Source organism: Micromonospora sp. NPDC049044 (assembly GCF_040649215.1).
Taxonomy (GTDB): domain Bacteria; phylum Actinomycetota; class Actinomycetes; order Mycobacteriales; family Micromonosporaceae; genus Micromonospora.
In genome coordinates, this window is the sequence record NZ_JBEZFA010000010.1 from 145,074 (window position 1) to 167,725 (window position 22,652).

Below are 22,652 nucleotides of genomic sequence, written 5' to 3' on the forward strand. Positions count from 1 at the left end.
CACCTTGAAGGCACCTGAGCGCTTGGTTACCTTGCCGTAGCAACCCCCTCAGGCAACAGTCGCCGCACCTGTCGCACCTGCCCGGTCGCAGCTTTCGGCGCTCATCAGAAATCGGGATTGGTACATGGCCGACCAGAATGTGCCACCACGTCGACCGCGGGACGACCGCGGTTGGGACGGACGCCAGCACCACAGCGCGGACGGCTACGGCGACCCCAGCACGTCCGCGCCCTACGGGTACGACTCGCCCCACCCCTACCAGGGCGGCTACCCTGCGCAGGCCGACCCGCGCGAGCAGTACGGCGACGGTTACGCCCACGCCGGACAGCCGGCCCCCGGCCCGCGCGGGCCACAGTGGGTCGGCCCGGAGGGCCTCGGCCGGCCGGCGCCGGCGCGACCGGCGGGTGTTGGACTGCCCGCTCTGGACGATGACGACGACTCCGATCGCAAGGTCGGCCGGCGCAAGGCGATCGTCGCCCTCAGCGGCACCGCCGCCGTCGTCGCCGGTGGTGCCGCGCTCGCCATGACCCCGCAGTTCCGGGGCCTCTTCGGCGACGAGGCCGCGGCGGCTGGCGACGCGACCGGCAGCACGGTGACCGACGGCACCGCGGCGCGGCCCAGCGGCCAGCAGCCCAGCACGGTGCGCACGTACACCGAGCAGAACGAGAGCTACATGGGCTCCCGGGCCGGTGAGGCGCTGAAGAAGAACGCGCCTACCACCGGGCGGACCCTGTCCGGTCCGGCCGCCGCCGCCGCGGCGACCAAGGTGACGGTCAAGACGGTGCTGGCCAAGGACCCGATCCTGCACCTGGCCCGCCGTGCCACCTTCGGGCCGACGCCCGCGGTGATCGCCGACATCAAGAGCCAGGGCATCGACGGCTGGATCCGCGCCCAGTTGGAGCCGGACAAGATCGAGCCGAGCAAGGCCGAGCTGAAGCTCTCCGAGCTGCCCACCCTGAAGCTCACCCCGCAGCAGTTGCGCGCCCAGCGGGACCAGCTCAACGAGCAGGGCGCCCAGCCGGAGCGCGAGATGGTGGACGCCACCCTCGCCCGGCAGATCTGGTCCAAGCGCCAACTGTTCGAGGTGATGGTCGACTTCTGGAACGACTTCCTGCACGTCGCCGCCGACTTCGACGGTGGTGAGGTGTACCGCAACTCGTTCGACCAGGAGGTCGTGCGCCAGCACGCGTTGGGCAGCTACCCGGAGATGCTTGTCGCCGCGAACAAGCACCCCGCGCTGCTGATCTACCTGAACCAGAAGGACTCCCGCAAGGACGCGATCAACGAGAACCTCGCCCGGGAGAACCTCGAGCTCTACTCGGTGGGCGTCGACGGTGGTTACGGGGAGCAGGACGTCCGGCAGGCGGCGATGCTCCAGACCGGCCGTGGCATCGACCGGGACGGCAAGTACGTCTTCAAGCCGGAGCAGCACTACGTCGGCAAGGTGAAGATTCTCGGCTTCACCCACGCCAACGACTCCGCGGACCCGAAGAAGGCCGATGCGGCGATCGACGCGTACATCGCCTACATCGCGCTGCACCCGTCGACCGCGAAGTACGTGGCGCAGAGCCTGGCGACCCGGTTCGTCTCGGACACCCCGCCGAAGTCCCTTGTGGACAGGCTGGCCAAGACGTACACCACGAACAACGGTCTGATCAAGCCGGTGCTGATGGCGCTCTTCTCCGCCTCGGAGTTCTGGGCTGGCGTGGGTCAGAAGGTGCGCCGGCCGATGGAGTACCTGGTCGCCACGTACCGCACCCTGGGTGTCTCTCCGGAGGCGTCGCCGAAGCACAACAACGGTGACAGCAAGCGCACCCCGTACGCCCGGGGCCTGCGGCAGATCCACGACAAGCTGCGCGAGCTGGGCCACTACCCGATGGGGCAGCCCACCCCGGACGGCTACCCGGACGTGTACGTCGCCTGGACGTCGGCCGGCACCATGGTCAACGGCTGGAACGAGGCCGGCGAGATCATCGCCGGTTTCCGCACCACCTTCACGTACACGGCGCCGGAGAAGCTGATCGCCGCTCCGCCGGCCACCGCCGGGGCGTACGTGGACGCACTCTCCCAGCGGCTGGTGGGTCAGAAGCTCAGCACGCGGGAGAAGAACCTGATCCTCGGTGTGGCCGGTGTGCCGGCGACTGCCAAGGTCGACGCCACATTCAACGGGGCCATCACCGCCGTCGCGCGGGCGATCCTCGCTTCCCCCCAGCACCACCTCAGGTGAGGCACCCGATGGAGAAGACTGTGTACAACTCTTTCCCCCTGCACCCCGAATGCCCCGACGTGCGACGGCTGGCCGACAACCCGGCCGAGGCGTTGCTGCGCGCGGAGGCGGACATCGTCGCCGCCGAGAGCGCCGCCGAGCGGGACCGCTACCGCACGCTGGAGAACCTGGAGGAGGCCCAGCAGGACGGTCGCGGCGTCACCCGGCGGACCTTCGTCGCCGGTGCCGCGGCCACCGCCACCGCCCTGGCCACCGCCCAGTTCGTCACCACGTCGGCGTCGTTCGCGGCGACCCCGACCGGCACCCTGATCCACGTGTTCCTCTACGGGGGCCTGGACGGGCTGAGCCTCGTCGCGCCGGACAACGACCCCGTGCTCGCCAAGGACCGTCCCGACCTGCTGCTCGGCAACGACTCGCTGGCCCTGGACCGGGGCTTCAAGCTGACGAGCGCGTTCAAGCCGTTGGAGAAGTGGCTCACGGCCGGTCAGTTGGGCTTCGTACCGGGCACCTCGGACCCGCGGCTGTCGCGCAGCCACTTCCAGGCCGCGGACGCCTGCAACCTGGGCGGCCTGCCGAACGAGACCGGCGGCCGGGGCTGGCTCGACGGTCTGGTCGACCACCTGGGCAAGGGCACCGCGTTCCGCAGCGTCGGCATCGGCAGCACGTTGCCCCGCTCGCTGGTGGGCACCAACGGCGCGCTGTCGCTGAACAACGTCGGGTCGCTGCGGCTCAACGGCGACCAGCGGTTCCGGGCGGCCACCGAGGCTGCCATCAAGGGGCTCTTCACCGGGATCAACCACCCGGTGGAGGAGGCAGTGCAGGAGGGCATGGGTGCGCTGGCCACCGCCCAGCAGTTGGCCGCCAAGCCGTACCAGCCCGCCGAGGGCGTCACGTACGAGGGCGTCGGCAACTCGTTCAAGCAACTCGCCCAGCTGATCAAGGGCGGCGCGAACGTCCGGGTCGCCACTGTCGGGATGGGCGGCTACGACACCCACGAGAACCAGGGCACCGCTGCGGGCGGCCAACTGCACCGCCGGTTGAACGAGCTGGCCAAGGCGATGGCTGCCTTCTTCACCGACCTCGGCCCGCAGGCCGCCGACGTGACGATCATGGTGTCCAGCGAGTTCGGTCGCCGGATCCGCTCCAACACCGGTGGCACCGACCACGGGCACGGCGGGGTGGTCACGATCCTCTCCGGCAAGAAGCTCGCCGGTTCGTTGCTCGGCAACTGGAACGGTCTGGACAAGCCGGACTCCGGTGACGTGCCGGAGTACAACAACATGTTCAACGTGTACGGCGCGGTGGCCCAGGGCCGGTTCGGGCTCACCAACGCGGAGGTCGAGAAGGTCTTCCCCCGCCAGAAGTACGCCCCGATGAAGCTGTACGCGTGACGTACCCGCACACTCACGCCGCCGGCCGTCGTACCGGGACCTCGTCCCGGCACGACGGCCGGTCGGCGCTACCCGTACCCCCGCAGGTCCCGGACCGGCGCGGACCCGGCGGCCGACGGCTGCTGGGCCTGCTGCTGCTCGTCGGCCTGCTCGCCAGCGTGCTGCCGTGGTGGCTGGGCACCCCCGCCGGTTCGCTGCGCAGCACCGCGGCCACCGTCACCGCGGCGGGCCGGATCACCGGTCTGATCGCCGGTTACCTGCTGCTTGTGCAGGTGCTGATGATGAGCCGGCTGCCGGTGTTGGAACGGTGGATCGGCGGCGAGCAGATGGCCCGCTGGCACCGTGACGTCGGCGCGACGCTGCTTGTCGCCGTGCTGGCGCACCTGTCGCTGATCCTGGTCGGCTACGCGGACCTGCGCAACCAGTCGATCCTCGCCGAGGTCGGCACGCTGCTCGGCGACTACGAGGACATGCTCTCGGCGTTCGTCGCCACCGGCCTCATGATGCTTGTCGGGTTCAGCAGTGTCCGGGCGATCCGGCGCGCGTTGCCCTACGAGCTGTGGCACCTGCTGCACCGGTCCAGCTACCTGATCCTGCTGCTCGGCTTCGGCCACCAGTTCACCCACGGCGCACAGTTGTACAAGCCCGGTCCGGTGCGTACCGGCTGGATCGCGCTCTACCTGCTGGTGGTCGCCGCCCTGCTCTGGGGTCGGGTGCTCGCGCCGCTGGCGTTCAACCTGCGGTACAAGCTGCGGGTCGCCGACGTGGTCGCCGAAAGCCCCGACACCATCTCCATCTACCTCACCGGCGAGCGGCTCGGCCGGCTGACGATGCTCGGCGGCCAGTACTTCCGGTGGCGCTTCCTCACCCGGGGCTGCTGGTGGCAGTCGCACCCGTTCTCCGTCTCCGCCGCCGCGAACGGCCGCTGGTTGCGACTCACCGTCAAGGTCGTCGGCACGCACACCGCGGACCTGCGCGAGGTGGCCCCGGGCACCCGGGTCTGGGCGCAGGGCCCGTCGGGCACCTTCACCGCCGCGCACCGGGTCCGCGAGCGGGCCCTGCTGATCGCCGGCGGCAGCGGCATCACGCCGATCCGGGCGATGCTCGAGGAGCTGCCGCCGGGCGCGGCCCTGATCTACCGGGCCCGCACCCCCGCCGACGTGCTGCTCAGCCGGGAGTTGGACTGGCTGGCGCAGGAGCGCGAAACATCGGTCTGGTACGTCATCGGCTCCCGCGACGACCCCGGCCCCCGCCAACTGATGAGCCCCGACGGGTTGCGGCAACTGGTGCCCGACGTGGCCCGGCGCGACGTCTACCTGTGCGGGCCACCCGGCCTGGTGGAACAGTCGGTGCGCGCGCTGCGCCGCGCCGGCGTGCCCCGACGGCAGATCCACCTGGCCACGTTCGAGTTGTAGGAAGGCATCCCATGCGTCGCGCGTTGCTCGCGATCACCGGCTTGGCGGCCAGCACCACCGCGCTCGTGGTGTTCAAGGGCTCGCCGGGCGCCACCCAGGTCGCCCAGAACCTGCCCACCGCCCAGCCGGTGAATCCCACCCCGCAGGACGTCGACCCGGGCACCGGCCCGACCGCCGACCCGGTGGCCGGGGCACCGACGCCGTCGGTGGCGCCCAGCGCGCCGGCGTCGGCCAAACCGAGCAAGAGCACCGCCCGGCCGCCCGGCAGCCCCCGCGCCACCACGAAGGCGCCGACCGCGCCGCGGACCACCACCAAGGCACCGCAGTCGACCACCCGGCGGGTCACCGGGCCGGGTGTGGACAACGAGTACGGGTTCGTGCAGGTGCAGATCGTGGTATCCGGCAACCGGATCGTCGATGCCGTCTCGCTGTCACTGCCCAGCGGCGGTGAGTCCGACATCCACAGCGACGACGTCAGCAGCAGGTACGACGGTACCGGCGGCGAGGTGGTGCAGAAGCAGAGCGCCAACGTCAACACCGTCTCCGGCGCCACCGAGACCAGCAACTCCTACAAGCAGTCGTTGCGGGGCGCGATCGAGCAGGCCTTCTGACATGCCGACCGCGACGATCCGACCGGGGCTCTGCCGGGTCGAGCAGATCATGGGTACGGCGATCACAGTGGACCTGGCCGACGACCTGCCGCCGGCGACGCTGCGCGAGTTGGCCGACGAGGTCTTCGCCTGGATGCGTGAGGTGGACGCCCGGTTCAGCACGTACCGGCCGGACAGCGAGGTGTCCCGCTTCGACCGGGGCGAGGTGCTGCTGTCCGAGGCGTCGGCGCCGCTGCGGTTCGTGTTGGAGGCCTGCGCCGACCTGTGGGGTGCCACCGACGGGTTCTTCGACGCGTACGCCACCGGGCGGCTCGACCCGTCCGGCTTCGTCAAGGGCTGGGCCGCTCAGATCGCGTCGGATCGCCTGCTCGCCGCCGGTGCCGCGAACCACTGCGTGAACGCCGGCGGCGACGTGCGGGTACGCGGCTGCGCCCCGACCGGGGCACCGTGGCGCGTCGGCATCCGGCACCCCTGGGACGCCATGGCGACCTGCCTGGTGCTCACCGGCACCGACCTCGCGGTGGCCACGTCCGGTGTCTACGAACGGGGCCGGCACGTGCTGGACCCGCGTCGGGGCGCCCCGGCCAGCGGTTTGCGCTCGGTGACGGTGGTGGGCCCGGATCTCGGTGTGGCCGACGCGTACGCCACCGCCGCCCTCGCCATGGGGGCCGCCGGTCTCGGCTGGCTTAACGGCCTCGACGGCCACACCCACGCGGTGGTGACCGACGACGGCCGCCAGTTCCACTCCACCGGCCTCCCGGTTACCGACTAGCGGATCGGGCGATGGGTGCCGGCTGGGCGGGAGCCGGTGGGGCGTGGGCGGCCGGGGCGCGAGCCGGCCGGCCTGGTGCCGGCCCACCGGTGGCGTGGGTGGCTGCGTCGGGGCGGTTCGGTGCCGCCGGGATGAGGCGCCCTGCCGTTCGTGGACATCGTTCCCCCGTTCGTGGCGCGCGTCGGCGCCGTCTCCCTGTCAACGAGGACCGGCGCCCTGGCGACGCTGTCGGGCACCGGATCGAATCGTCGGCCGGGTCGGTCTCACATGCCCCTGCGGGGCAGTGGCAGGTGACCGGGGAGCAGGTCCGCGGTGAGGGTCACCCCGGCGGCCCGCAGCGCTCCGATCACCGTGTTCTGCACGAGGTACGAATCGGGCAGTTGCCAGCGGGCCTGCTCGGGGGCGACCGCCCAGCGGACCGTGCCCTCCGGCAGCCGGGTGGGCGGTGCCGGGACCCACGAGCCCGGCCCGTGCCGGACCACGTGGAAGCAGTGCTCCAACTCGGGTCGGAGCGGATCGCCGGGGCGGACCAGGAACATCCACCGCCCAGTGGGGGTGACCAGCACCGGCCCGCGTACGCCGGTGCCGGCCGGGTGGATCTGCACCGCGTCGAGCACGTGCCGGCCCAGGTGGGCGGGCACCTCCAGCACGTCGAAGGCCCGGCCGGTGGGCAGCAGCACCCCGTGCGGGCGGTTGCGCCACCAGGTGGCCACCCGGGCGGGGTCGGCGCTGGCGGCCAACTCCCAGTTTTCCAGGGCGGGGTGGCAGCCGACTGTGGGACAGCCGGCCCGCCCGCAGACGAAGCGACTGCGGGCCAGACAGGCCCCCGGGGTGACCTCCCACCCGTGTGCGGCGTACCGCATGGCGACCCGGCGCAGCCGGACTCGTTCCAGCGGCGACAGTTCGGCCACGCGCGGTCCGACGTTCCCCCACATGTGTGCCATCTCCCCTCGTCGGGCCCGGCGTTCGCCAGGTCGCATGTCGAGCACCGTCACTGCCGTAACCCACGATCGTTGAGGTTGACGAACGGCTCGTGCAACTTGCACGAAAAGTACGAGGACTGGCTGTACGGCTGACGTACATCGTGTGCGACCAGCGAAAACCTGAAAGTGAACGACAGTCGCCGTACCCGCGGACATCGCCCCGGCTCGATCGGTCGGCGGCGGCAGGGGAGGATGGGCAGATGGACGAGCTACCCATAGGACGGCGAGTGGCTTACTGGCGGGGGCGCCGCAAGATGTCGCAGCAGGTCTTCGCCGACCGGCTGGGTAAGTCCAAGAGTTGGGTGGACAAGGTCGAACGCGGTGTCCGCCGGTTGGACAAGTTCTCAGTGCTCTACGAGATCGCCGACATCCTCCAGGTCGACGTGCAACTCCTGCTGGGCAAGGATCCGGAGCGGCGCACCGACGCGCTCAACTGCATCGACCAGGTCGAGGTGCAGGAGATCCGGGCGGCGCTGGAACGCTACGACTCGATGAGCGCGTACTTCGACGCGGTGCCGTGTCCGCCGCCGCTCGAGGACCTGCGCAAGGCCGTCAACCACGCCTGGCTCACCTACCAGTACGGGCGCTACGGCATGCTCACCCGGGCGTTGCCCAAGCTGCTGCGCGACGCGCAGGCCGCCGACGCCGCCTACGGCGGTGACCGGGCGCCCGAGGCGGCCCACCTGCTCGGGCAGGTCTACCAGATCGCCTCCTCGGTGCTGCGCAAGCTCGGCGAGTGCGAGCTCGCCTGGTTGGCCGCCGACAGGTCGATGGCGGTGGCCCAGCGGGCCGACGACCCGCTGCTGGCCGGCATCGCCACCACCCGGGTCTGCAACGCGCTCGTCGCGATGGGCCGGGCCCGCCCCGCGCTGGAGTTGAACGTCCAGATCGCCAACCGGCTGGCCCCGGGCGGGAGCAACGAGGTCACCCCGGCCCGGCTCTCCGTGTACGGGATGCTGCTGCTCCAGGGCGCGATGGCCGCGTCGCGCATCGGTGACACGGCAAGCGTCGACGACCTGATCAACTGCGCGCAGGAGGCCGCCACGCTGCTCGGCGGTGACCACAACCACTACTGGACGTCGTTCGGCCCGACAAACGTCGAGCTGCACCGGGCTGCCGCCGCTGTGGAGCTGGGTGACGGGGGCCGGGCCGTTGAGGTGCACCAGCTGCGCATCGCGGAGCCCGCCTTCAACGCCCTGCTGCCCGAACGTCGCGCCCATCACCTGCTCGACATCGCCCGCGGCTACGCCCAACTGGGCGACGTGGCGAACGCCGGCGAGATGCTGCTGCTCGGTGACCGACTCGCGCCGTCGGAGATCCGCTGCCGGCCGATCGCCCACGAGGTGATGTCGGACATCCTTCGTCGCACACGTGGTGCGCCGCCTTCTCCGGTAGCGGAGTTGGCTGAGCACATGGGAGTAGGGGTATGAGCGCGGAGCCGGTTTGATGGCCGGCTCGCCACAGCACAGCGGGCACCACCGCGTGCTCTACGTCATCGCCTGCGGTTCACCGCTGGCCCGGCACGTCGGCCGGCTGGTCGACAGTGCCCAGCAGGATGGTTGGGACGTCTGCGTGGTCACCACGCCGGACGGGGCGAAGTTCGTCGACCAGGCCGCGCTGGCCCGACAGACCGGCCACCCGGTGCGGACGCACTACAAGAATCCCGGTGATCCGGACGTGTTGCCGCCCGCCAACGCCATGATCGTCTGCCCGGCCACCGTCAACACTGTGAACAAGTGGGCGGCCGGGATCGCCGACACCCTGGCGCTCGGGCTGCTCGTCGAGGCGCAGGGCAAGGGCATCCCCATCGTCGCGGTGCCCTACACGAACGCCGCGATGGCTGCCCACCCCGCGTTCCGTGCCGGGGTGGCCCGGCTGGCCGAGTGGGGCGTCACAGTGCTCTTCGGTGACCACGTGATCGCCCTGCATCCGCCCGGCACAGGCGAGCAGCACCTGCACGCCTTCCCGTGGACGATGCCGCTCACCGCGCTGCACACCGTCTCCGCGAGCGCTGCCTAGCGCGCACCCGCCCGGTGCGGCCGGGCCGGGTGTCACCGCTGGACCGCCCCGCGCCGGTAAGCTGGCCCGCCGTGAGCACTAGCAGATCCGCCCCCACGGTGACCGACGTGGTGGCCGAGCTGGAACGGCGCTATCCACCGGCCTGGGCCGAGGAATGGGACCGGGTGGGCCTGGTGCTCGGGGAGCCGGCCGCCCCGGTCCGCCGGGTGCTCTGCGTGGTCGACGTGGTGCCCGAGACGGTGGCCGAGGCGCTGGACGCCGAGGTGGACATGATCGTCGCGCATCACCCGTTGCTGCTGCGCGGGGTGTCGTCGGTGGCTCCGACGACAGTCAAGGGTCGGATCATCCACCAGCTGATCCGGGCCGGCATCGCGCTCTACGCGGCGCACACGAACGCCGATGTGGCCGCCCCGGGTGTCTCCGACGCCCTCGCCGCCCGATTCGGGTTGACCGGGCTGCGCCCGCTTCAGCGACCCGCGCCCGGCTCGGCCGCGCACGGCGACGACCGGGGCTTCGGCCGGATCGGGGAGTTGCCCGAGCCGATGACTCTCGCCGAGCTGACCCGGCACGCGGCCGCCGTGCTCCCCGTCACGTCCTGGGGAGTTCGCGCGGCAGGGGATCCCGGGCGTATGGTTCGTACCCTCGCCGTCAGCGGCGGGTCGGGGGACAGCTTCCTCGGCGCCGCGACCGCCGCCGGGGTGGACGCTTTTCTCACCTCCGACCTGCGGCACCACCCGGCCGGCGAGCACCTCGCCGCCGATGGTCCCGCCCTGATCGACGCCGCCCACTGGGCGACCGAACGACCGTGGCTGGACGACCTGGCCGCCCTCCTGCGGGCGGCGCCGGGCGTCGAGACGCTGGTGTCCGACCTGGACACCGACCCGTGGACCGTGCACGCCGCCGCACCCGCTGTGGACGACAAGGAGCCCGACCGTGAAGGCTGACCCTCAGGTGCAGCGCCGCCTGCTCGACCTCCAGGCGATCGACACCAACCTCGCCCAGCTCGCGCACCGCCGGCGAACGCTTGCCGAGCGGGCCGAGCTGGAGTCGCTGGCCCGGGAGTTGTCGTCGTTGGAGGACGAGCGGGTCCGCGCCCAGGTGGCGGTCGACGACCTGGACCGGGACATCGCCCGGCTGGAGAAGGACGTCGAGCAGGTCCGGGCCCGCAAGGAGAAGGACGAGAACCGGCTCGCCGCCGGCACGGGCCCGGCCCGCGAGTTGGAGGCGCTCCAACACGAGCTGGTCTCACTCAACCGGCGCCAGGGCGACCTGGAGGACGCCGAGCTGGAGCTGATGGAGCAGCGCGAGACCGCGCAGGGCGTCCTGGACGGCGTGGAGCAGCGACTTGCCGACACCCGCGACAAGCGGGCCGCGACCGAGCAGCGCCGCGACGACGCGCTCGCCGAGATCGCGAAGGAGGAGGAGTTCAAGCGGGGCGCCCGTCAGCCGCTCGCCGCCGACCTCCCGGCCGACCTGGTCACCCTCTACGACAAGATCCGGGCGGACACCGGGTTGGGTGCCGCGCTGCTCACCGCGGGCCGCTGCGGCGGCTGCCGGCTGGAGCTGTCCGGTGCCGACCTGGCCCGGATCCGCAAGGCCGCCCCGGACGACGTGGTCCGCTGCGAGGACTGCCGGCGGATCATGGTCCGCACCAACGAGTCGGGCCTGTAGGTCGTGGCCCCGCGGGTGGTAAGCGTCGAGGCCGACGGCGGTTCCCGGGGCAATCCCGGCCCGGCCGGCTACGGCGCGGTGGTGCGTGACGCGGAAACCGGCGAGGTGCTCGCCGAGCGGTCCGAGTCGCTCGGCACCGCTACCAACAACGTCGCCGAGTACCAGGGACTCATCGCCGGGCTGACCGCCGCCGCCGAGCTGGGCGCCGCCGAGGTGGACGTCCGGATGGACTCCAAGCTGGTGGTCGAGCAGATGTGCGGCCGGTGGCAGATCAAGCACCCCGGCCTGCGGCCCCTCGCGGCCGAGGCCGCCGGGCTGGTGGGCCGGTTCACGGCGGTGCGGTTCGCGTGGATTCCGCGCGAGCAGAACCGGCACGCCGACGCGCTCGCCAACGCCGCGATGGACGCCGCCGCTGGCCGGCCCACGCGGACCCCGACGACGGGCCAACCTCCGGCGGCGCCCGCGCCGGGCAGCGACCCGGCGACCGCGCCGGCCTCGTGGGAGCCACGGCCGACCTTCACCGCCACCCGGCTGATCCTGGTCCGGCACGGCGAAACCGAGTACACCGAGCAGCGCCGCTACTCCGGGCGCGGCGACGTGCCACTCTCCGCGAAGGGCCGGGCCCAGGCCCTGGCCACCGGCGCCCGGGTGGCCGCGCTGGCCCCGTCCGTCGCGGCAGTGGTCAGCTCACCGCTGTCCCGGTGTACGGCCACCGCGGCGGCGATCACCGCAGCGCTCGGCGGCGACGTGCCGGTCCGCACCGAGGACGACCTGATCGAGTGCGACTTCGGTCAGTGGGAGGGGCGGACCTTCGCCGAGGTGCGCGAGCAGTGGCCGGGGGAGATGGACGCCTGGCTCGCCTCACCCCGGATCGCCCCGCCGGACGGCGAGTCGTTCACCCACGTCGCGGAACGCGCCCAACGTGTCATGGCAGGGCTGCTCACCGCGTACCCCGGGGAGACAGTGGTGGTCGTCTCGCACGTCTCGCCGATCAAGCTGGTGCTGCGCGACGCCCTCGCGGCCGGCGACGGGTTCCTGCATCGGCTCTTCCTGGACGCGGCCGGCATCTCGGTGCTCGACAGGTGGCCCGACGGCGGCGTGGCCGTGCGGACGGTCAACGACACCGCCCACCTCGCCGCGCTCTGATCCTGGCTGGTGGTGGCCGGGCCTACCGGCTCGGCCCGTCAACCGATCGAGCCGGTGGCCCGGTGGCGTCGCTCCGGTCGCCGGCCACGTGACCCACCCACCGGAACAGGTAAACCGCCGGCATGGCGAGACCGAGACCGAGCAGCGCCATCGCGATCCGGATCAGACCTGGCATCTCGCCGTCGAGCGCGAGGCGGCCCAGTAGCAGGACCACGGGGGCGAACCCGACCAGCAGGAGCGCGCGGTTGGCCCGGGGGGACCGCCGGCTCACCGCGGCGCGTCCGCGTCGCCGGTGTCGACCGCGCGACCCGGCCCGGAAAGTGCGCATCTCGACACGTAATCACCTCACAACCGTTTGTGGTCACAGGCTAGCGACCAGGGGCGGTCCGCGCTGTCCCGTGCGGGCGGCCGTCATTCGGCGCACCGCACTCGCCGCTCGGCGCACGATTCGACGCCCGGGACACGTGACGGCCGTCACGGAGTCGTAGCCTCCGGCCGTTATATCGAGAGCTACGACTCCCCGGAGGTGTGTCAGATGGCTACACCGGAACCGGAGGCGCCCACCACGGCGCCGGCCAGGGCGAAGGACCACAGCCCCTGGAACTGGTTGCTCTTCATCCCGATCGTGGTGCCGCTGATCCCGGTCTTCTTCAATGGCGACTCGCCCCGGTTTCTCGGTTTCCCACGCTTCTACTGGCTGCAACTGGCGTACATCCTGCTTGGTGTCTCCACCACGACGCTTGTCTACCAGATGACGAAGAAGCGGGGAGGCCGCTGATGTGGCGCGACCATCTCACCGAGATCATCGTCTTTTCGTTCCTCTTTCTGCTGGTGAGCGTGATGGGCTTCGTGGCCGCCCGGTGGCGGGCACCGAAGGACATGGCGCACCTTGACGAGTGGGGGCTGGGCGGGCGCAGCTTCGGCGGTTGGATCACCTGGTTCCTGGTCGGTGGTGACCTCTACACCGCGTACACCTTCGTGGCGGTGCCGGCGTTGATGTTCGGCGCCGGAGCGGCCGGATTCTTCGCCGTGCCGTACACCATCGTGATCTACCCGATGGTGTTCCTGGTGCTGGTCCGGCTCTGGTCGGTGTCGCACCGGCACGGGTTCGTCACGCCTGCCGACTTCGTCCGCAACCGGTTCGACTCGCCGGTGCTGGCCCTGCTGATCGCGATCACCGGCATCGTGGCCACCATGCCGTACATCGCGTTGCAGTTGATCGGCATCGAGGCAGTCCTCAAGACGATGGGCGTCACCGGCGACAACGCGGTGGCTCGACACCTGCCGATCATCATCGCGTTCGCGATCCTGGCCGCCTACACGTACCAGTCGGGGCTGCGCGCTCCGGCGCTCATCGCGTTCGTCAAGGACAGCCTGATCTACATCGTCATCCTGGTGGCGATCGTCTACCTGCCGTACAAGCTCGGCGGCTGGGGGGACATCTTCGCCGCCGCCGACGCGAAGTTCGACGCCTCACCGAACCCGAACGACGGCATCCTGCTCAACGGCAACAACCAGCTTCAGTACGTGACGTTGGCGCTCGGTTCGGCGTTGGCGCTCTTCCTCTACCCGCACAGCATCACCGGTGTGCTGGCCAGCCGGAACCGCGACGTGATCAAGCGGAACATGTCGGCGCTGCCCGCGTACAGCCTGCTGCTCGGGCTGATCGCGTTGCTCGGCTACATGGCCATCGCGGCCGGCGTGAAGCCGTTGCCCGGCGCGAAGGAAGGCACTGTCGACAACAACACGATCGTGCCGTTGCTGTTCGACCAGCAGTTCCCGGACTGGTTCGCCGGTGTGGCGTACGCGGCTATCGGCATCGGTGCGCTGGTGCCCGCGGCGATCATGTCGATCGCGGCGGCGAACCTGTTCACCCGCAACATCTACAAGGAGTACCTGAAGCGGGACGCCTCCCCGGCCCAGGAGGCGAACGTCTCGAAGATCACTTCGTTGGTGGTCAAGGTCGGCGCGGTGGCCTGCATCGTGTTCCTCGACCCGCAGTTCTCCATCGACCTCCAGTTGATCGGCGGCGTGATCATCCTGCAGACGCTGCCGGCGGTGGCGCTGGGGCTCTACACCCGCTGGTTCCACCGCACCGGCCTGATCGCCGGCTGGGCGGTCGGCATGGGGTTGGGCATGTGGATGCTCTACCAGGTGGCCAGCCCGACGAAGAAGCACTTCGGTGGCTCGGCGTTCCCGCTCTCCGAGTTCGGGTTCGACACCACCAAGACGATCTACGTGGGCATCGTGGCGGTAGTGGTCAACCTGGCTGTCGCGGCGCTCGTGACGCTCGCGCTACGGGCCGCCAAGGTGGCGGAGGGGGTCGACGGCACCACGCCGGACGACTACTTCGCCGACGAGGGCGATCCCCGGGTCACCCCGGGCACCGAGAGCGACGCCGCCTCGGCCCGCGAGCCGGTCGCCTGACCTCAGGTACGCGCCCGGGTGCCGACGTCCGTCGGTGCCCGGGCGGCACCACGCCATGCGACCGGAGTCGTGCCCGACTCGACCCGACCCGGGCCAGCCGTCCGCGCTGCGGGCACCCACCTCCAAGATCGCGCTCGATCATTGTTCTAGTGGTGTCGGAGTGCGTGGGAGGGCACTACAACAGGGATTCTGCGTGATCTTGGCGGGAGGGCGCGTGCTGCGTGCCCCGCGCGTGTGTGCCTGCTTGCTGCGTGCGTCGGTGGGCGGTCAGCGGCGGCGGTTGCGGTTGACCAAGGCCTGGTTGAGGCGACCCAGCAGGCTCGCCAGGGTGGCCCGGTCCGCGGTGCTCCAGTCGGCCAGCATGTCGCCGTAGAGCCGGGTGCGGGCGGCCTGCACGGCAGCCATCCGTTGCAGGCCGGCCGAGGTGGGGGAGATGACCGTCCCCCGGCCGTCGGACGGATCCGGAGTGCGGGTGATCAGGCCGTCGCGTTGCAGGGCGGACACCTGCCGGGTCACCGTCGAGCCGTCCAGGTTGAGGCGGGCGGCGAGCGCGGAGACGTTCTGCGGGCCGGCGTCGGCCAGGTGCCGCAGGATGACGTACGCCGCGCGGTCCAGCACCCGGTGCTCGGCGGTGCCGGTGGCCCGCCGGGTGGCCTCGCCGAAGCGCATCAGCAGGGCCACCTCGGTCTCGATCTGGCCGAGGGTGCGCTCGTCGTCGTCATCCATAGCTGTATGATACAGGATAAATACCTGTACGATACAGCTAATTGGGGAGTCGGAGTGGATCGGCGCACCGAACCGAACCGCAGTGCCATCTACGCCACCACACTGGTGGCCTTCCTCGCCATCGCCGGCATCGCCGTCGTCGACCCGATCCTGCCGGCCATCGGCGAGGCGATCGGCGTCACCGCCTGGCAGGTCGAGTTGCTGTTCACCGCGTACATCGCGGTCATGGCCCTCGGCATGATCCCGGCGACGCTTGCCAGCGGCCGCTTCGGCTTCAAACCGGTGCTCATCACCGGCGTCTCCGTGGTCGGCCTCGCCGCGATCCTCGCCTCGTTCAGTGACAACATCGTGCAACTCTCCGTGCTGCGCGGGGTCTGGGGGTTGGGTAACGCGATGTTCTTCGCCACCGCCATGGTGGTGCTTGTCAACCTGGCCGTCGACCGGGAGTGGGTGGTCGGCCTGTTCGAGACCGCCCTGGGCATGGGCTTTGCCGTCGGCCCGCTGATCGGCGGCCTGCTCGGCGAGATCAGCTGGCGGCTGCCGTTCTTCGTCTGCGGTGTCTTCATGGTCCTCGCCCTCGCCGTGGCCTCCCGCAAACTCCGCGAGCCCACCAACCGGCAGGCCCCGGTACGCGTCGGCCAGATCCTCGCCACCTACCGTCGGCCGGCGTTCATCGCCCTCTGCGTGGTGACCGCCGCGTACAACTTCGTGTTCTTCGTGGTACTCGGCTACACGCCGCTCTTCCTCGGTCTGGACGTCATCCCGCTCGGGCTCGCCTTCACCGGCTGGGGCCTCGGCCTGGCCGCCGGCATCATGGTGATCGGCCACCGGCTGGCCCACCGGATCGGCGCGGTACAGACCGTCGGCGTAGCTATCGCCGGGCTGCTGGTCTGCATGGTCCTCTTCGCCACCTCGCACAGCACCGCCGAGGCGCTCGTGGTGCTGGTGCTCGCCGGCCTCTGCATGGGCCTGGCCAACGCCAACCTCACCGACCTGGCGCTCGGCCTGGGCTCCACCGACCGGCGGGTCGCCACCGGCGCGTTCAACCTGGTCCGCTGGGGTGCCGCCGCGCCCGCACCGATCATCTCCGGCAAGCTCGCCGAACACTCGCTGGCGCTGCCGTTCTGGGTGGGCTTCGGAGTGCTCGCCGTCGGCGTGCTGGTCTACCTGGCCTGCGCGCACCTGATGGCCGCCGGCTACGGCGAACGGGTGCTCTGGTCCCGCTGGAACCGCGCCGCCGCCGACAGCGAACACGCCGCCGAGGAGCCGGTCGGGGAGGCGTACTGACCAGGGGCTCGCTTCAAGATCCGCGCACTTTCGGGGAAACTGCTGCCTCAGCGTCGTGGGAGGCAGCAGTTTCCCTGTAGTTGCGCGGTTTCGGACGTCGGGGCTCGTCAGCGCAGGGCACGCTCGCCACCACGGGCGAAACCCTCAGCGACCAACTCACCGCCTTCGAGCAAGCATGTGCCGCCTACGAGGGCGCATGGGGTGACGACACCATCGGCACCTACATCGGCACCGCCTACACGGCGGTCTCGGCGTGGGCATTTGACTGCTGGCACAGCGTCGCCGAGGAACTCGTCTCGGCTGGCGATGACCTCGTCGGCATGGGCGAAGCCTACGAACAGGCCGAATCCGACATCCGATCCATGATCACCGCTATCGGTGAGGGCCTCAGCTAATGGGCCTTCAACTTCCCGGTGAGCTTGTCGGCCTCCTCGGCATGCGAGGGTCTGAACCTTGTCCCCGATGGACGCCAACCTCAACGGGGGTGCTTGGAAACGGATGGAAAACGCGTGGGCCCGCGCCCTCGACCGAGGCTCCTCCGTCGAGGTCCACGGCACTGTGCACTACGATTCGGACTCGGCCTCTCGAAGACCTGTCCGCTTCGAAATCGCCGAATCGGTCAATGGTGGGCCAATCGAGAGACACCGTTTCCGAAACCGACCAGGAGGCTGACCGAATGCTCACGAGCCGTGATGCCGAGTTCACGAACCGGATCGGTGGTGCCCTTCTCAGCGCGCTCCCCGACCGGGCGAGGTTGATCACCGCTCGGTGCGAGGCGGACGCCGACTACGCCTCGGTACAGCTGACCTTCATCAACGACGACGGTTCAGCGGGGCACTTCACGTTCGACAACGAGCCGGTCGACGCCAGCGACGAGGTCAACGAGGCGGTCATGGACTGGTGGGATGCCACGAAGAACGAAGGCAAGGCACCGTGGTACGGCGTGACCATGACGGTAGAACGTGACGGGAACTTCGACGTGAATTTCTCGTACGACCCGCCGCAGGACTAACAGCGGACCCCACCGTGCGGGGGAGCGCTGAGGCTCAAGCTCTCGAAGGCCGGTTCTCCTATGACCCCGAAGGTGGAATGTTTTGTGCCTACGGGATTGATCGTTAGGCGCTGGAAGAGCTGTAAGCACGAATGACGGTGGTCGCCCACCACGTGCGCAACCCCGAGCTGCCCTACCGGCGCCGGTTTTCGGCGCTGAGGTCTTGCGTGCAGCTGTACCGGCCGATCGGCTTCCACGCCACGCTGAACTTCCTGGAGGAGATCGCGGGGCCGTTTCAGCGCGACGAGGCGGCGTTGCTGCGCGCGTTGGACGCTCTGGTGGCGAGTCGTGCGGGCTGGCATGCCGAGCTCCGTGACTACGCCGCCGAACGGAAGCTCGCCAAGCGCCGTGGCCAGCGAAGCCCTCGCCCGACCGATCCGAACCCGAACGGCTTCCCCCGGTGCTGGTACGGCGCCCCCGGACAGGCTGCCCTACACGCCGTGCGGTACTGGCGTCGGCACGAGGCCCCTGCGCTGCTGGCAGAGCCGGACTCGACCACGTTGGACCTTGCCGCCTGCGTCACCGCATCCCTGAGCAGGTCGATGGACTGCCGGCGCGGTAGAGCCGCGTTTCGGACGCTCTCCCACCGTGCCTGAAGCGTAGCTACCTCATCGTCCTTGTCGATGACGTCCCCGCCCGTCCGCGCCGTCGGCCCGTCCGCGGGCGTCGGGGCGGTCGGGCGGCGGGCGGCCGGGTCAGTTCAGGGCACGCCAGAGCAGGTACAGGCCGATCGTCGTGCCGAACACCACGATCAGCGTCTTGAGCACCACCGACGGCAGCCGGCGCACCAGCCGGGCGCCCGCGTACCCGCCGATCAGGGTGGCCGGCGCGACCACCGCGACGGCCGCCCAGTTCACCGGGCCGAACAAGGCGAACACCACAAGCGTGGTCAACCCCACCACTGCGGACAGCAGATTCTTTATCGCGCTGACCCGCGCCAGGGTCGCGTCCAACACCAGGGCCAACCCGGCCACCAGCATCACCCCGAGCGCCGCCCCGAAGTACCCGCCGTACACCGCGCCAAGCGCGACCATCGTCTGCACCGCGACCGTCCGTCGCCGTGGTGACAGGTCCCGGGGATGACCGACCAGCCGGCGCAGCGGATCCTGGAAGGCCAAGACCGCGGTCGCGCCGAGGACCAGGAACGGTACGACCAACTCGAACGCGCGGGCCGGAGTGGCCAGCAACAGCAACGCCCCGAGGATCGTGCCGACGATCGTCGTCGGCACCAGCGTGGCCAGGGCGCGAGGGCGCGGCAGGTCCTGCCGACTGCCCGCCACACTGGCCACGTACCCGGGGAACACGGCGATCGAGTTGCTGACATTCGCCGGCACCGGGGGCAACCCGACAGCGATCATCGCCGGGAAGGTGATGAGCGAACCACCACCGGCCACCGCGTTGACAGTGCCAGCGGCGAGACCGGCGGCGAGCAGCAGCGCGGCGTGGGAGAGATCCATAGCCCCACGAGGCTAACTGCCGCCCGCCGAGATGGCTCCCCCGGCCGCCCCTGAGCAGCGTGATCTTGCCCAGGTGGGGCGGCAATACCGGCGGCACGTCCGTCGTTAGGATGAGAGCGCGACGGACGAGTCGACCGGGCGGTCGCGTCGGCGGGCTCCGGCCCGCCGCCGAGGAACGTCCGGACTCCACAGGGCAGGGTGGTTGTTAACGGCAACCCGGGGCGACCCGCGGGACAGTGCCACAGAAAACAGACCGCCGACCCCAACGGGGACGGTAAGGGTGAAACGGTGGGGTAAGAGCCCACCAGCACCCCGGGTGACCGGGGTGGCTTGGTAAACCCCACCCGGAGCAAGGCCAAGCAAGGGCCGTCACCGCAAGATGGCGACCCGGCGCAGACGCTTGAGGGCTGCCCGCCCGATGTCTGCGGGTAGGCCGCTGGAGCCTGCCGGCAACGGCAGGCCGAGATGGATGGCCGCCGCCGGCGCAAACCCCTCGGGGTACGCGCCGCGCACAGAATCCGGCGTACAGGTCGACTCGTCCGTCGCCACCAGGTCAGCCGCCGGCACACGGCGGCTGACCTGCTGCTTCTTCGGGTGCTGCTGGTCGATGGTGGTCGACGTTCGACGGCCCTGTGGCGGCCCCCGCACATCTCGACGGCGGAACCGCGTCGGCGTTACGAGCGACATGGTGCTACGCCACCTTGCTGCTGGGCTCCAAGGTCTTGGCTTCGTGGTCGAAACGGGCAAGACGGCTGCCGGGAAGATCCGCAGGCCCGTCTTGTTTGGTGACAACGGGCGTGCCGAGGTGTCGTACGAGATCGACGCCTTCCACGACGGCCATGGCATCGTGGTAGAAGCCGCGTCTACCGCTACTCCGTCCAGGTCGAGTACAACACCAACAGTCACAGCCCGGTGGGGACGGGGCGCATCCACGCCGGCGAAACGGTTGATGTGCACGTGCTGAGGGATGGGGTGCGGTACGGCGGGATCGTGCTTTCGGAGCTGCCACCCCTCGCTTGTAAGTTCTGGGCACCTCGTCTGCCAACGTCCGCGCACGTCCGTCACCTCGGGCAACCGTCCGCATCCGGTCATCCCCGGTTGCTCACGACTGGTCTCGTTGCTGTCGGCGCTGCTGTCGAACGCACCCCCAGTGGCTGCCAGAGCGCATCTATGGTGGTCGGATGCAGCCGCCGCCCGTGGTCTACCTGCTCGTCGGCCTACCCGGCTCGGGCAAATCAACCTATGCCCGCACGCTTGAACGCAATGGGGTGCTGCGGCTGTCCGTGGATGAGCAGATGACGACGCGCCATGGACGGCTCGGGAAGGAGTACCCCACAGAGCAGCACCTGGACCTGCTGGGCCCCGTTGTGGACGCGGTTCGGCGGCAGCTCATCACGGCAGTCAAGTCCGGTTGTACGGTCGTTCTCGATCACGGACTCGGCCGACGCAGCGAGCGCGACGAGTACAAGCAACTCGTAACAAGCCTCGGTGCGACGTGGCGGCTGTTGCACTTCCAGGTCGAACGAGATGAGCTGCTACGGCGGCTGGCAGTCCGCAACGAAGACCCTGGGTGTGGAGTGATCGACCCGGAAGTCCTGGACTGGATCGCCACCACATCGGAGGAGCCACACGACGAAGGCGAAGAGATTTTCCGGCCCGGCGACCTCGCTCACCTGGAAAGGCGCCCCTGAGACCCCGCCCTGGCCAAAGACCGAGTTCTACGACACCATCCACACCCTCGTGCGGGGACTCGAAGAGGCAGACTAAACGTCAAGAGGAAAACAAAATCGTCTAGCCGGACGTGTCACCCACGTCCTGAGACTGATCTGTCACGCAGGTCCTGAGACCTGACATCGCCGGTAGCTCGGTTGTCCTCCGTGGACTGATGCGCGACAGTCGTCCGCCAACTGATCTGCGACCTCCGCGCGGATCGCGGCAGATGAGCGCGGGACCGCACTAATCGGGCCATATGACACAGCCTGTCCCTGTCTGAGACATAGGGAGATTGATCCACGAGGTGGACCGGGGCGCACTCAACGAACGATGCTTGACTCAACTCCTAAGATAATCGGGTGACCCCTAAATATTGGTCGCTGCTGGGACTGATGCTCGATATTATTGGCGGCGCGCTGTTATCAGTGGAGGCGATCAAACTCGAGAATCTCCGAAAACTTCGGGGCGGCATACTTAAGCAGGGCCGTTGGATTCTGCCACCGGTGATCACGCTTCCAAATCCGGGGATCGACAGCGGAGAACCATCTCGACCCGCCGAGGAGGCGGACCTGAGAGGCACTGCGTTGTCCTCACTCAGTCTCGCGATTTACCTAGGTATTCACTACCTTGCGGGCATAGTCGTGTCTGCTGTCCTGTATTTCGTGCTTCGAAAATTCGGGTTCGACCTGGTCAACTTTATCGGCCAGATTCTCAGTTCGGCTTCGGGCATGGCAAAGGCAGCCGTTTTTGCTGGCATTATCGTCGCGGGAATTTTTTACGCGGTGTCGGTCCTATTTATTCTTGGTGAACTGGTCCACCAGTTGGCATCAGCCGCATGGCAGGCTTCTCTGTGGTGCTTGACTACTGTCGACAAGAGCACGCCGTCCGGCGGAGTTGGCATGATAGGTGCCACGCTACTATTACTGGGCTTTATTGGCCAATTTCTAGGCACTCTCTTAGCGGGGTAGAAATCTAACGGCAGGTTCATTTGCGGAAGTGGGCACCCTTGTTGGACGGGACACGGCTCAGCAACCAGCGCTCAGGCGTTCCCGGACTTGGGGCCACTCCGAGTCGATCACGCTGTAGAAGACGCTGTCCCGATACCTGCCGGTGCTTCATGGGGCATGTCGAGGATCGCTGGCACAAGACGGTTCACCACCCGGGCGGGCGACGGAACGGGTCAAGACGAACCTGCTCGGCAAAGGGGCAGCCCAGACGACGCCCGGCGGTGTGCTCAGCGGTCGACGACGCCGATCACGTTTTCCACCGGCACCGGGCCGTTGTGCGAGGAGTCGTTGGCCGCCTCTCGGTAGTCGCCGAGGAGGTAGACCGTGCCCGCGGGCACGGTGGTGGACTCGAACGCCGCAGGGGCCCCGAAGGCCGGCTCATTGACGTAGGGCTCGTCCTGGGCGGTGGCGTTACGGATGATCCGGCCCTGAGCGTCACAGCAGGCGATGGTGTCACCAGGCACCGCCACCACTCGTAAGATCCGTGGCCGGCCATCCGGATTCCAGTCGTGGCTGTCCGGTGGATCGAACACAACGATGTCACCCGTGCGCGGCTGGTACTCGCCCGACTTCACCACCTTGGCGGAGACCACCGAACCTTCGGTGATCGTTGGCTCCATGGTGGGGGAGTTGACCTCGTAGCGCTTGTTCCGGGCACCGTCGCCGAACGCCCCGCAGCTGGTCAGCGTGACGACGAGTCCGATCAGGACGATCATCTTCCGCACGCCTGGATCCTGCCAGGCCGCTTG

At 69.5% G+C, this 22,652-nt stretch carries 25 protein-coding genes and 1 other RNA gene; 20 read left to right on the forward strand and 6 right to left on the reverse strand.

The genetic code is table 11. The annotated features are described in order from the left end of the window. The first annotated feature begins 124 nt into the window (after positions 1-124). The 5 genes from AB0B85_RS11035 to AB0B85_RS11055 are packed head-to-tail and all read left to right on the forward strand — an operon-like array spanning position 125 to position 6,416. Positions 125-2,227 carry a DUF1800 domain-containing protein gene (locus tag AB0B85_RS11035; RefSeq protein ID WP_357405936.1) on the forward strand — a complete coding sequence of 701 codons (2,103 nt, stop codon included), beginning with the start codon at positions 125-127 and terminating at the stop codon, positions 2,225-2,227. A gap of 8 nt (positions 2,228-2,235) precedes the next feature. Continuing rightward, positions 2,236-3,618, forward strand: coding sequence for a DUF1501 domain-containing protein (locus tag AB0B85_RS11040; RefSeq protein WP_357405938.1), 1,383 nt, complete (start codon positions 2,236-2,238; stop codon positions 3,616-3,618). Further along, positions 3,615-5,033, forward strand: coding sequence for a ferredoxin reductase family protein (locus AB0B85_RS11045; protein ID WP_357405940.1), 1,419 nt, complete (start codon positions 3,615-3,617; stop codon positions 5,031-5,033). The genes AB0B85_RS11040 and AB0B85_RS11045 overlap by 4 nt, the downstream gene beginning before the upstream one ends. Positions 5,034-5,044: 11 nt before the next feature. Continuing rightward, positions 5,045-5,644: an FMN-binding protein gene (locus AB0B85_RS11050; protein ID WP_357405942.1), complete on the forward strand. Its 600-nt coding sequence runs from the start codon at positions 5,045-5,047 to the stop codon at positions 5,642-5,644. Between the two features lie 49 nt (positions 5,645-5,693). Then, the gene (locus AB0B85_RS11055) at positions 5,694-6,416 is read left to right on the forward strand and encodes an FAD:protein FMN transferase (RefSeq protein ID WP_357406068.1); all 723 of its coding nucleotides are present in this window, start codon (positions 5,694-5,696) and stop codon (positions 6,414-6,416) included. Positions 6,417-6,679: 263 nt separating this feature from the next. On the opposite strand, the gene AB0B85_RS11060 is transcribed toward AB0B85_RS11055, so the two are convergent. After that, positions 6,680-7,351, reverse strand: coding sequence for a bifunctional DNA primase/polymerase (locus tag AB0B85_RS11060; RefSeq protein WP_357405944.1), 672 nt, complete (start codon positions 7,349-7,351; stop codon positions 6,680-6,682). 248 nt (positions 7,352-7,599) lie between these two features. On the opposite strand from AB0B85_RS11060, the gene AB0B85_RS11065 reads away from it, so the two are divergent. The 5 genes from AB0B85_RS11065 to AB0B85_RS11085 all read left to right on the forward strand — a co-directional run bounded on the left by AB0B85_RS11065 (position 7,600) and on the right by AB0B85_RS11085 (position 12,235). Further along, positions 7,600-8,829, forward strand: a complete 1,230-nt coding sequence (locus tag AB0B85_RS11065; RefSeq protein ID WP_357405946.1) for a helix-turn-helix domain-containing protein — start codon at positions 7,600-7,602, stop codon at positions 8,827-8,829. A gap of 16 nt (positions 8,830-8,845) precedes the next feature. Continuing rightward, entirely contained in the window at positions 8,846-9,418 is a 573-nt protein-coding gene (locus AB0B85_RS11070) for a flavoprotein (RefSeq protein WP_357405948.1), read from the forward strand. A gap of 71 nt (positions 9,419-9,489) precedes the next feature. Then, the gene (locus tag AB0B85_RS11075) at positions 9,490-10,362 is read left to right on the forward strand and encodes a Nif3-like dinuclear metal center hexameric protein (RefSeq protein ID WP_357405950.1); all 873 of its coding nucleotides are present in this window, start codon (positions 9,490-9,492) and stop codon (positions 10,360-10,362) included. Beyond that, positions 10,352-11,089 carry a C4-type zinc ribbon domain-containing protein gene (locus AB0B85_RS11080; protein ID WP_357405952.1) on the forward strand — a complete coding sequence of 246 codons (738 nt, stop codon included), beginning with the start codon at positions 10,352-10,354 and terminating at the stop codon, positions 11,087-11,089. The genes AB0B85_RS11075 and AB0B85_RS11080 overlap by 11 nt, the downstream gene beginning before the upstream one ends. 3 nt (positions 11,090-11,092) lie before the next feature. Continuing rightward, positions 11,093-12,235 carry a bifunctional RNase H/acid phosphatase gene (locus AB0B85_RS11085; protein ID WP_357405954.1) on the forward strand — a complete coding sequence of 381 codons (1,143 nt, stop codon included), beginning with the start codon at positions 11,093-11,095 and terminating at the stop codon, positions 12,233-12,235. A 22-nt stretch (positions 12,236-12,257) separates the two neighbouring features. Here the strand turns inward: AB0B85_RS11085 and AB0B85_RS11090 are convergent, their stop codons facing one another. Continuing rightward, complete coding sequence (locus AB0B85_RS11090) at positions 12,258-12,506, reverse strand: hypothetical protein (RefSeq protein ID WP_357405957.1); 249 nt, start codon at positions 12,504-12,506, stop codon at positions 12,258-12,260. A gap of 264 nt (positions 12,507-12,770) precedes the next feature. Here AB0B85_RS11090 and AB0B85_RS11095 point away from each other — a divergent pair, with 264 nt between their 5' ends. Together AB0B85_RS11095 and mctP are read left to right on the forward strand one after the other, a co-directional pair. Next, positions 12,771-13,013 (forward strand): DUF3311 domain-containing protein, encoded by a 243-nt coding sequence (locus AB0B85_RS11095; RefSeq protein ID WP_357405959.1) that lies wholly within the window; start codon positions 12,771-12,773, stop codon positions 13,011-13,013. Beyond that, the gene (gene mctP / locus AB0B85_RS11100; RefSeq protein ID WP_357405961.1) at positions 13,013-14,662 is read left to right on the forward strand and encodes a monocarboxylate uptake permease MctP; all 1,650 of its coding nucleotides are present in this window, start codon (positions 13,013-13,015) and stop codon (positions 14,660-14,662) included. Before AB0B85_RS11095 ends, mctP begins: the two co-directional genes overlap by 1 nt. Before the next feature lie 267 nt (positions 14,663-14,929). Here the strand turns inward: mctP and AB0B85_RS11105 are convergent, their stop codons facing one another. Then, positions 14,930-15,388 (reverse strand): MarR family transcriptional regulator, encoded by a 459-nt coding sequence (locus AB0B85_RS11105; protein ID WP_357405963.1) that lies wholly within the window; start codon positions 15,386-15,388, stop codon positions 14,930-14,932. A 54-nt stretch (positions 15,389-15,442) separates the two neighbouring features. Here AB0B85_RS11105 and AB0B85_RS11110 point away from each other — a divergent pair, with 54 nt between their 5' ends. The 5 genes from AB0B85_RS11110 to AB0B85_RS11130 all read left to right on the forward strand — a co-directional run bounded on the left by AB0B85_RS11110 (position 15,443) and on the right by AB0B85_RS11130 (position 18,322). After that, on the forward strand, positions 15,443-16,675 hold the full coding sequence (locus AB0B85_RS11110; RefSeq protein WP_357405965.1) for an MFS transporter: 1,233 nt from the start codon (positions 15,443-15,445) through the stop codon (positions 16,673-16,675). An 80-nt stretch (positions 16,676-16,755) separates the two neighbouring features. Continuing rightward, complete coding sequence (locus AB0B85_RS11115) at positions 16,756-17,070, forward strand: hypothetical protein (RefSeq protein WP_357405967.1); 315 nt, start codon at positions 16,756-16,758, stop codon at positions 17,068-17,070. Positions 17,071-17,137: 67 nt separating this feature from the next. Beyond that, complete coding sequence (locus AB0B85_RS11120) at positions 17,138-17,347, forward strand: DNA/RNA non-specific endonuclease (RefSeq protein WP_357405969.1); 210 nt, start codon at positions 17,138-17,140, stop codon at positions 17,345-17,347. Between the two features lie 4 nt (positions 17,348-17,351). Further along, on the forward strand, positions 17,352-17,687 hold the full coding sequence (locus AB0B85_RS11125) for an immunity protein YezG family protein (RefSeq protein ID WP_357405971.1): 336 nt from the start codon (positions 17,352-17,354) through the stop codon (positions 17,685-17,687). 206 nt (positions 17,688-17,893) lie between these two features. Then, positions 17,894-18,322 (forward strand): hypothetical protein, encoded by a 429-nt coding sequence (locus tag AB0B85_RS11130; protein ID WP_357405973.1) that lies wholly within the window; start codon positions 17,894-17,896, stop codon positions 18,320-18,322. A 99-nt stretch (positions 18,323-18,421) separates the two neighbouring features. Here the strand turns inward: AB0B85_RS11130 and AB0B85_RS11135 are convergent, their stop codons facing one another. Further along, on the reverse strand, positions 18,422-19,183 hold the full coding sequence (locus tag AB0B85_RS11135; RefSeq protein ID WP_357405975.1) for a sulfite exporter TauE/SafE family protein: 762 nt from the start codon (positions 19,181-19,183) through the stop codon (positions 18,422-18,424). Between the two features lie 126 nt (positions 19,184-19,309). Here AB0B85_RS11135 and rnpB point away from each other — a divergent pair. After that, an RNA gene (gene rnpB, locus AB0B85_RS11140) (RNase P RNA component class A) lies at positions 19,310-19,725 on the forward strand. Positions 19,726-19,874: 149 nt separating this feature from the next. On the opposite strand, the gene AB0B85_RS11145 is transcribed toward rnpB, so the two are convergent. Further along, entirely contained in the window at positions 19,875-20,024 is a 150-nt protein-coding gene (locus AB0B85_RS11145; protein WP_357405977.1) for a hypothetical protein, read from the reverse strand. A gap of 340 nt (positions 20,025-20,364) precedes the next feature. On the opposite strand from AB0B85_RS11145, the gene AB0B85_RS11150 reads away from it, so the two are divergent. After that, positions 20,365-20,874: an ATP-binding protein gene (locus AB0B85_RS11150; RefSeq protein WP_357405979.1), complete on the forward strand. Its 510-nt coding sequence runs from the start codon at positions 20,365-20,367 to the stop codon at positions 20,872-20,874. A gap of 381 nt (positions 20,875-21,255) precedes the next feature. Further along, positions 21,256-21,864: a hypothetical protein gene (locus tag AB0B85_RS11155; protein ID WP_357405981.1), complete on the forward strand. Its 609-nt coding sequence runs from the start codon at positions 21,256-21,258 to the stop codon at positions 21,862-21,864. 266 nt (positions 21,865-22,130) lie between these two features. On the opposite strand, the gene lepB is transcribed toward AB0B85_RS11155, so the two are convergent. Continuing rightward, positions 22,131-22,619, reverse strand: coding sequence for a signal peptidase I (gene lepB, locus AB0B85_RS11160; protein ID WP_357406070.1), 489 nt, complete (start codon positions 22,617-22,619; stop codon positions 22,131-22,133). Positions 22,620-22,652 lie beyond the last annotated feature (33 nt).

Excerpts from the sequence above, each read along its gene's own strand:
- AB0B85_RS11035 (WP_357405936.1), top strand. The coding sequence starts at position 125 with ATGGCCGACCAGAATGTGCCACCACGTCGACCGCGGGACGACCGCGGT.
- AB0B85_RS11040 (WP_357405938.1), top strand. The coding sequence starts at position 2,236 with ATGGAGAAGACTGTGTACAACTCTTTCCCCCTGCACCCCGAATGCCCC.
- AB0B85_RS11050 (WP_357405942.1), top strand. The coding sequence starts at position 5,045 with ATGCGTCGCGCGTTGCTCGCGATCACCGGCTTGGCGGCCAGCACCACC.
- AB0B85_RS11055 (WP_357406068.1), top strand. The coding sequence starts at position 5,694 with ATGGGTACGGCGATCACAGTGGACCTGGCCGACGACCTGCCGCCGGCG.
- AB0B85_RS11060 (WP_357405944.1), bottom strand. The coding sequence starts at position 7,351 with ATGTGGGGGAACGTCGGACCGCGCGTGGCCGAACTGTCGCCGCTGGAA.
- AB0B85_RS11065 (WP_357405946.1), top strand. The coding sequence starts at position 7,600 with ATGGACGAGCTACCCATAGGACGGCGAGTGGCTTACTGGCGGGGGCGC.
- AB0B85_RS11070 (WP_357405948.1), top strand. The coding sequence starts at position 8,846 with ATGGCCGGCTCGCCACAGCACAGCGGGCACCACCGCGTGCTCTACGTC.
- AB0B85_RS11095 (WP_357405959.1), top strand. The coding sequence starts at position 12,771 with ATGGCTACACCGGAACCGGAGGCGCCCACCACGGCGCCGGCCAGGGCG.
- mctP (WP_357405961.1), top strand. The coding sequence starts at position 13,013 with ATGTGGCGCGACCATCTCACCGAGATCATCGTCTTTTCGTTCCTCTTT.
- AB0B85_RS11105 (WP_357405963.1), bottom strand. The coding sequence starts at position 15,388 with ATGGATGACGACGACGAGCGCACCCTCGGCCAGATCGAGACCGAGGTG.
- AB0B85_RS11120 (WP_357405969.1), top strand. The coding sequence starts at position 17,138 with ATGGACGCCAACCTCAACGGGGGTGCTTGGAAACGGATGGAAAACGCG.
- AB0B85_RS11125 (WP_357405971.1), top strand. The coding sequence starts at position 17,352 with ATGCTCACGAGCCGTGATGCCGAGTTCACGAACCGGATCGGTGGTGCC.
- AB0B85_RS11135 (WP_357405975.1), bottom strand. The coding sequence starts at position 19,183 with ATGGATCTCTCCCACGCCGCGCTGCTGCTCGCCGCCGGTCTCGCCGCT.
- AB0B85_RS11145 (WP_357405977.1), bottom strand. The coding sequence starts at position 20,024 with ATGGCCGTCGTGGAAGGCGTCGATCTCGTACGACACCTCGGCACGCCC.
- AB0B85_RS11150 (WP_357405979.1), top strand. The coding sequence starts at position 20,365 with ATGCAGCCGCCGCCCGTGGTCTACCTGCTCGTCGGCCTACCCGGCTCG.
- lepB (WP_357406070.1), bottom strand. The coding sequence starts at position 22,619 with ATGATCGTCCTGATCGGACTCGTCGTCACGCTGACCAGCTGCGGGGCG.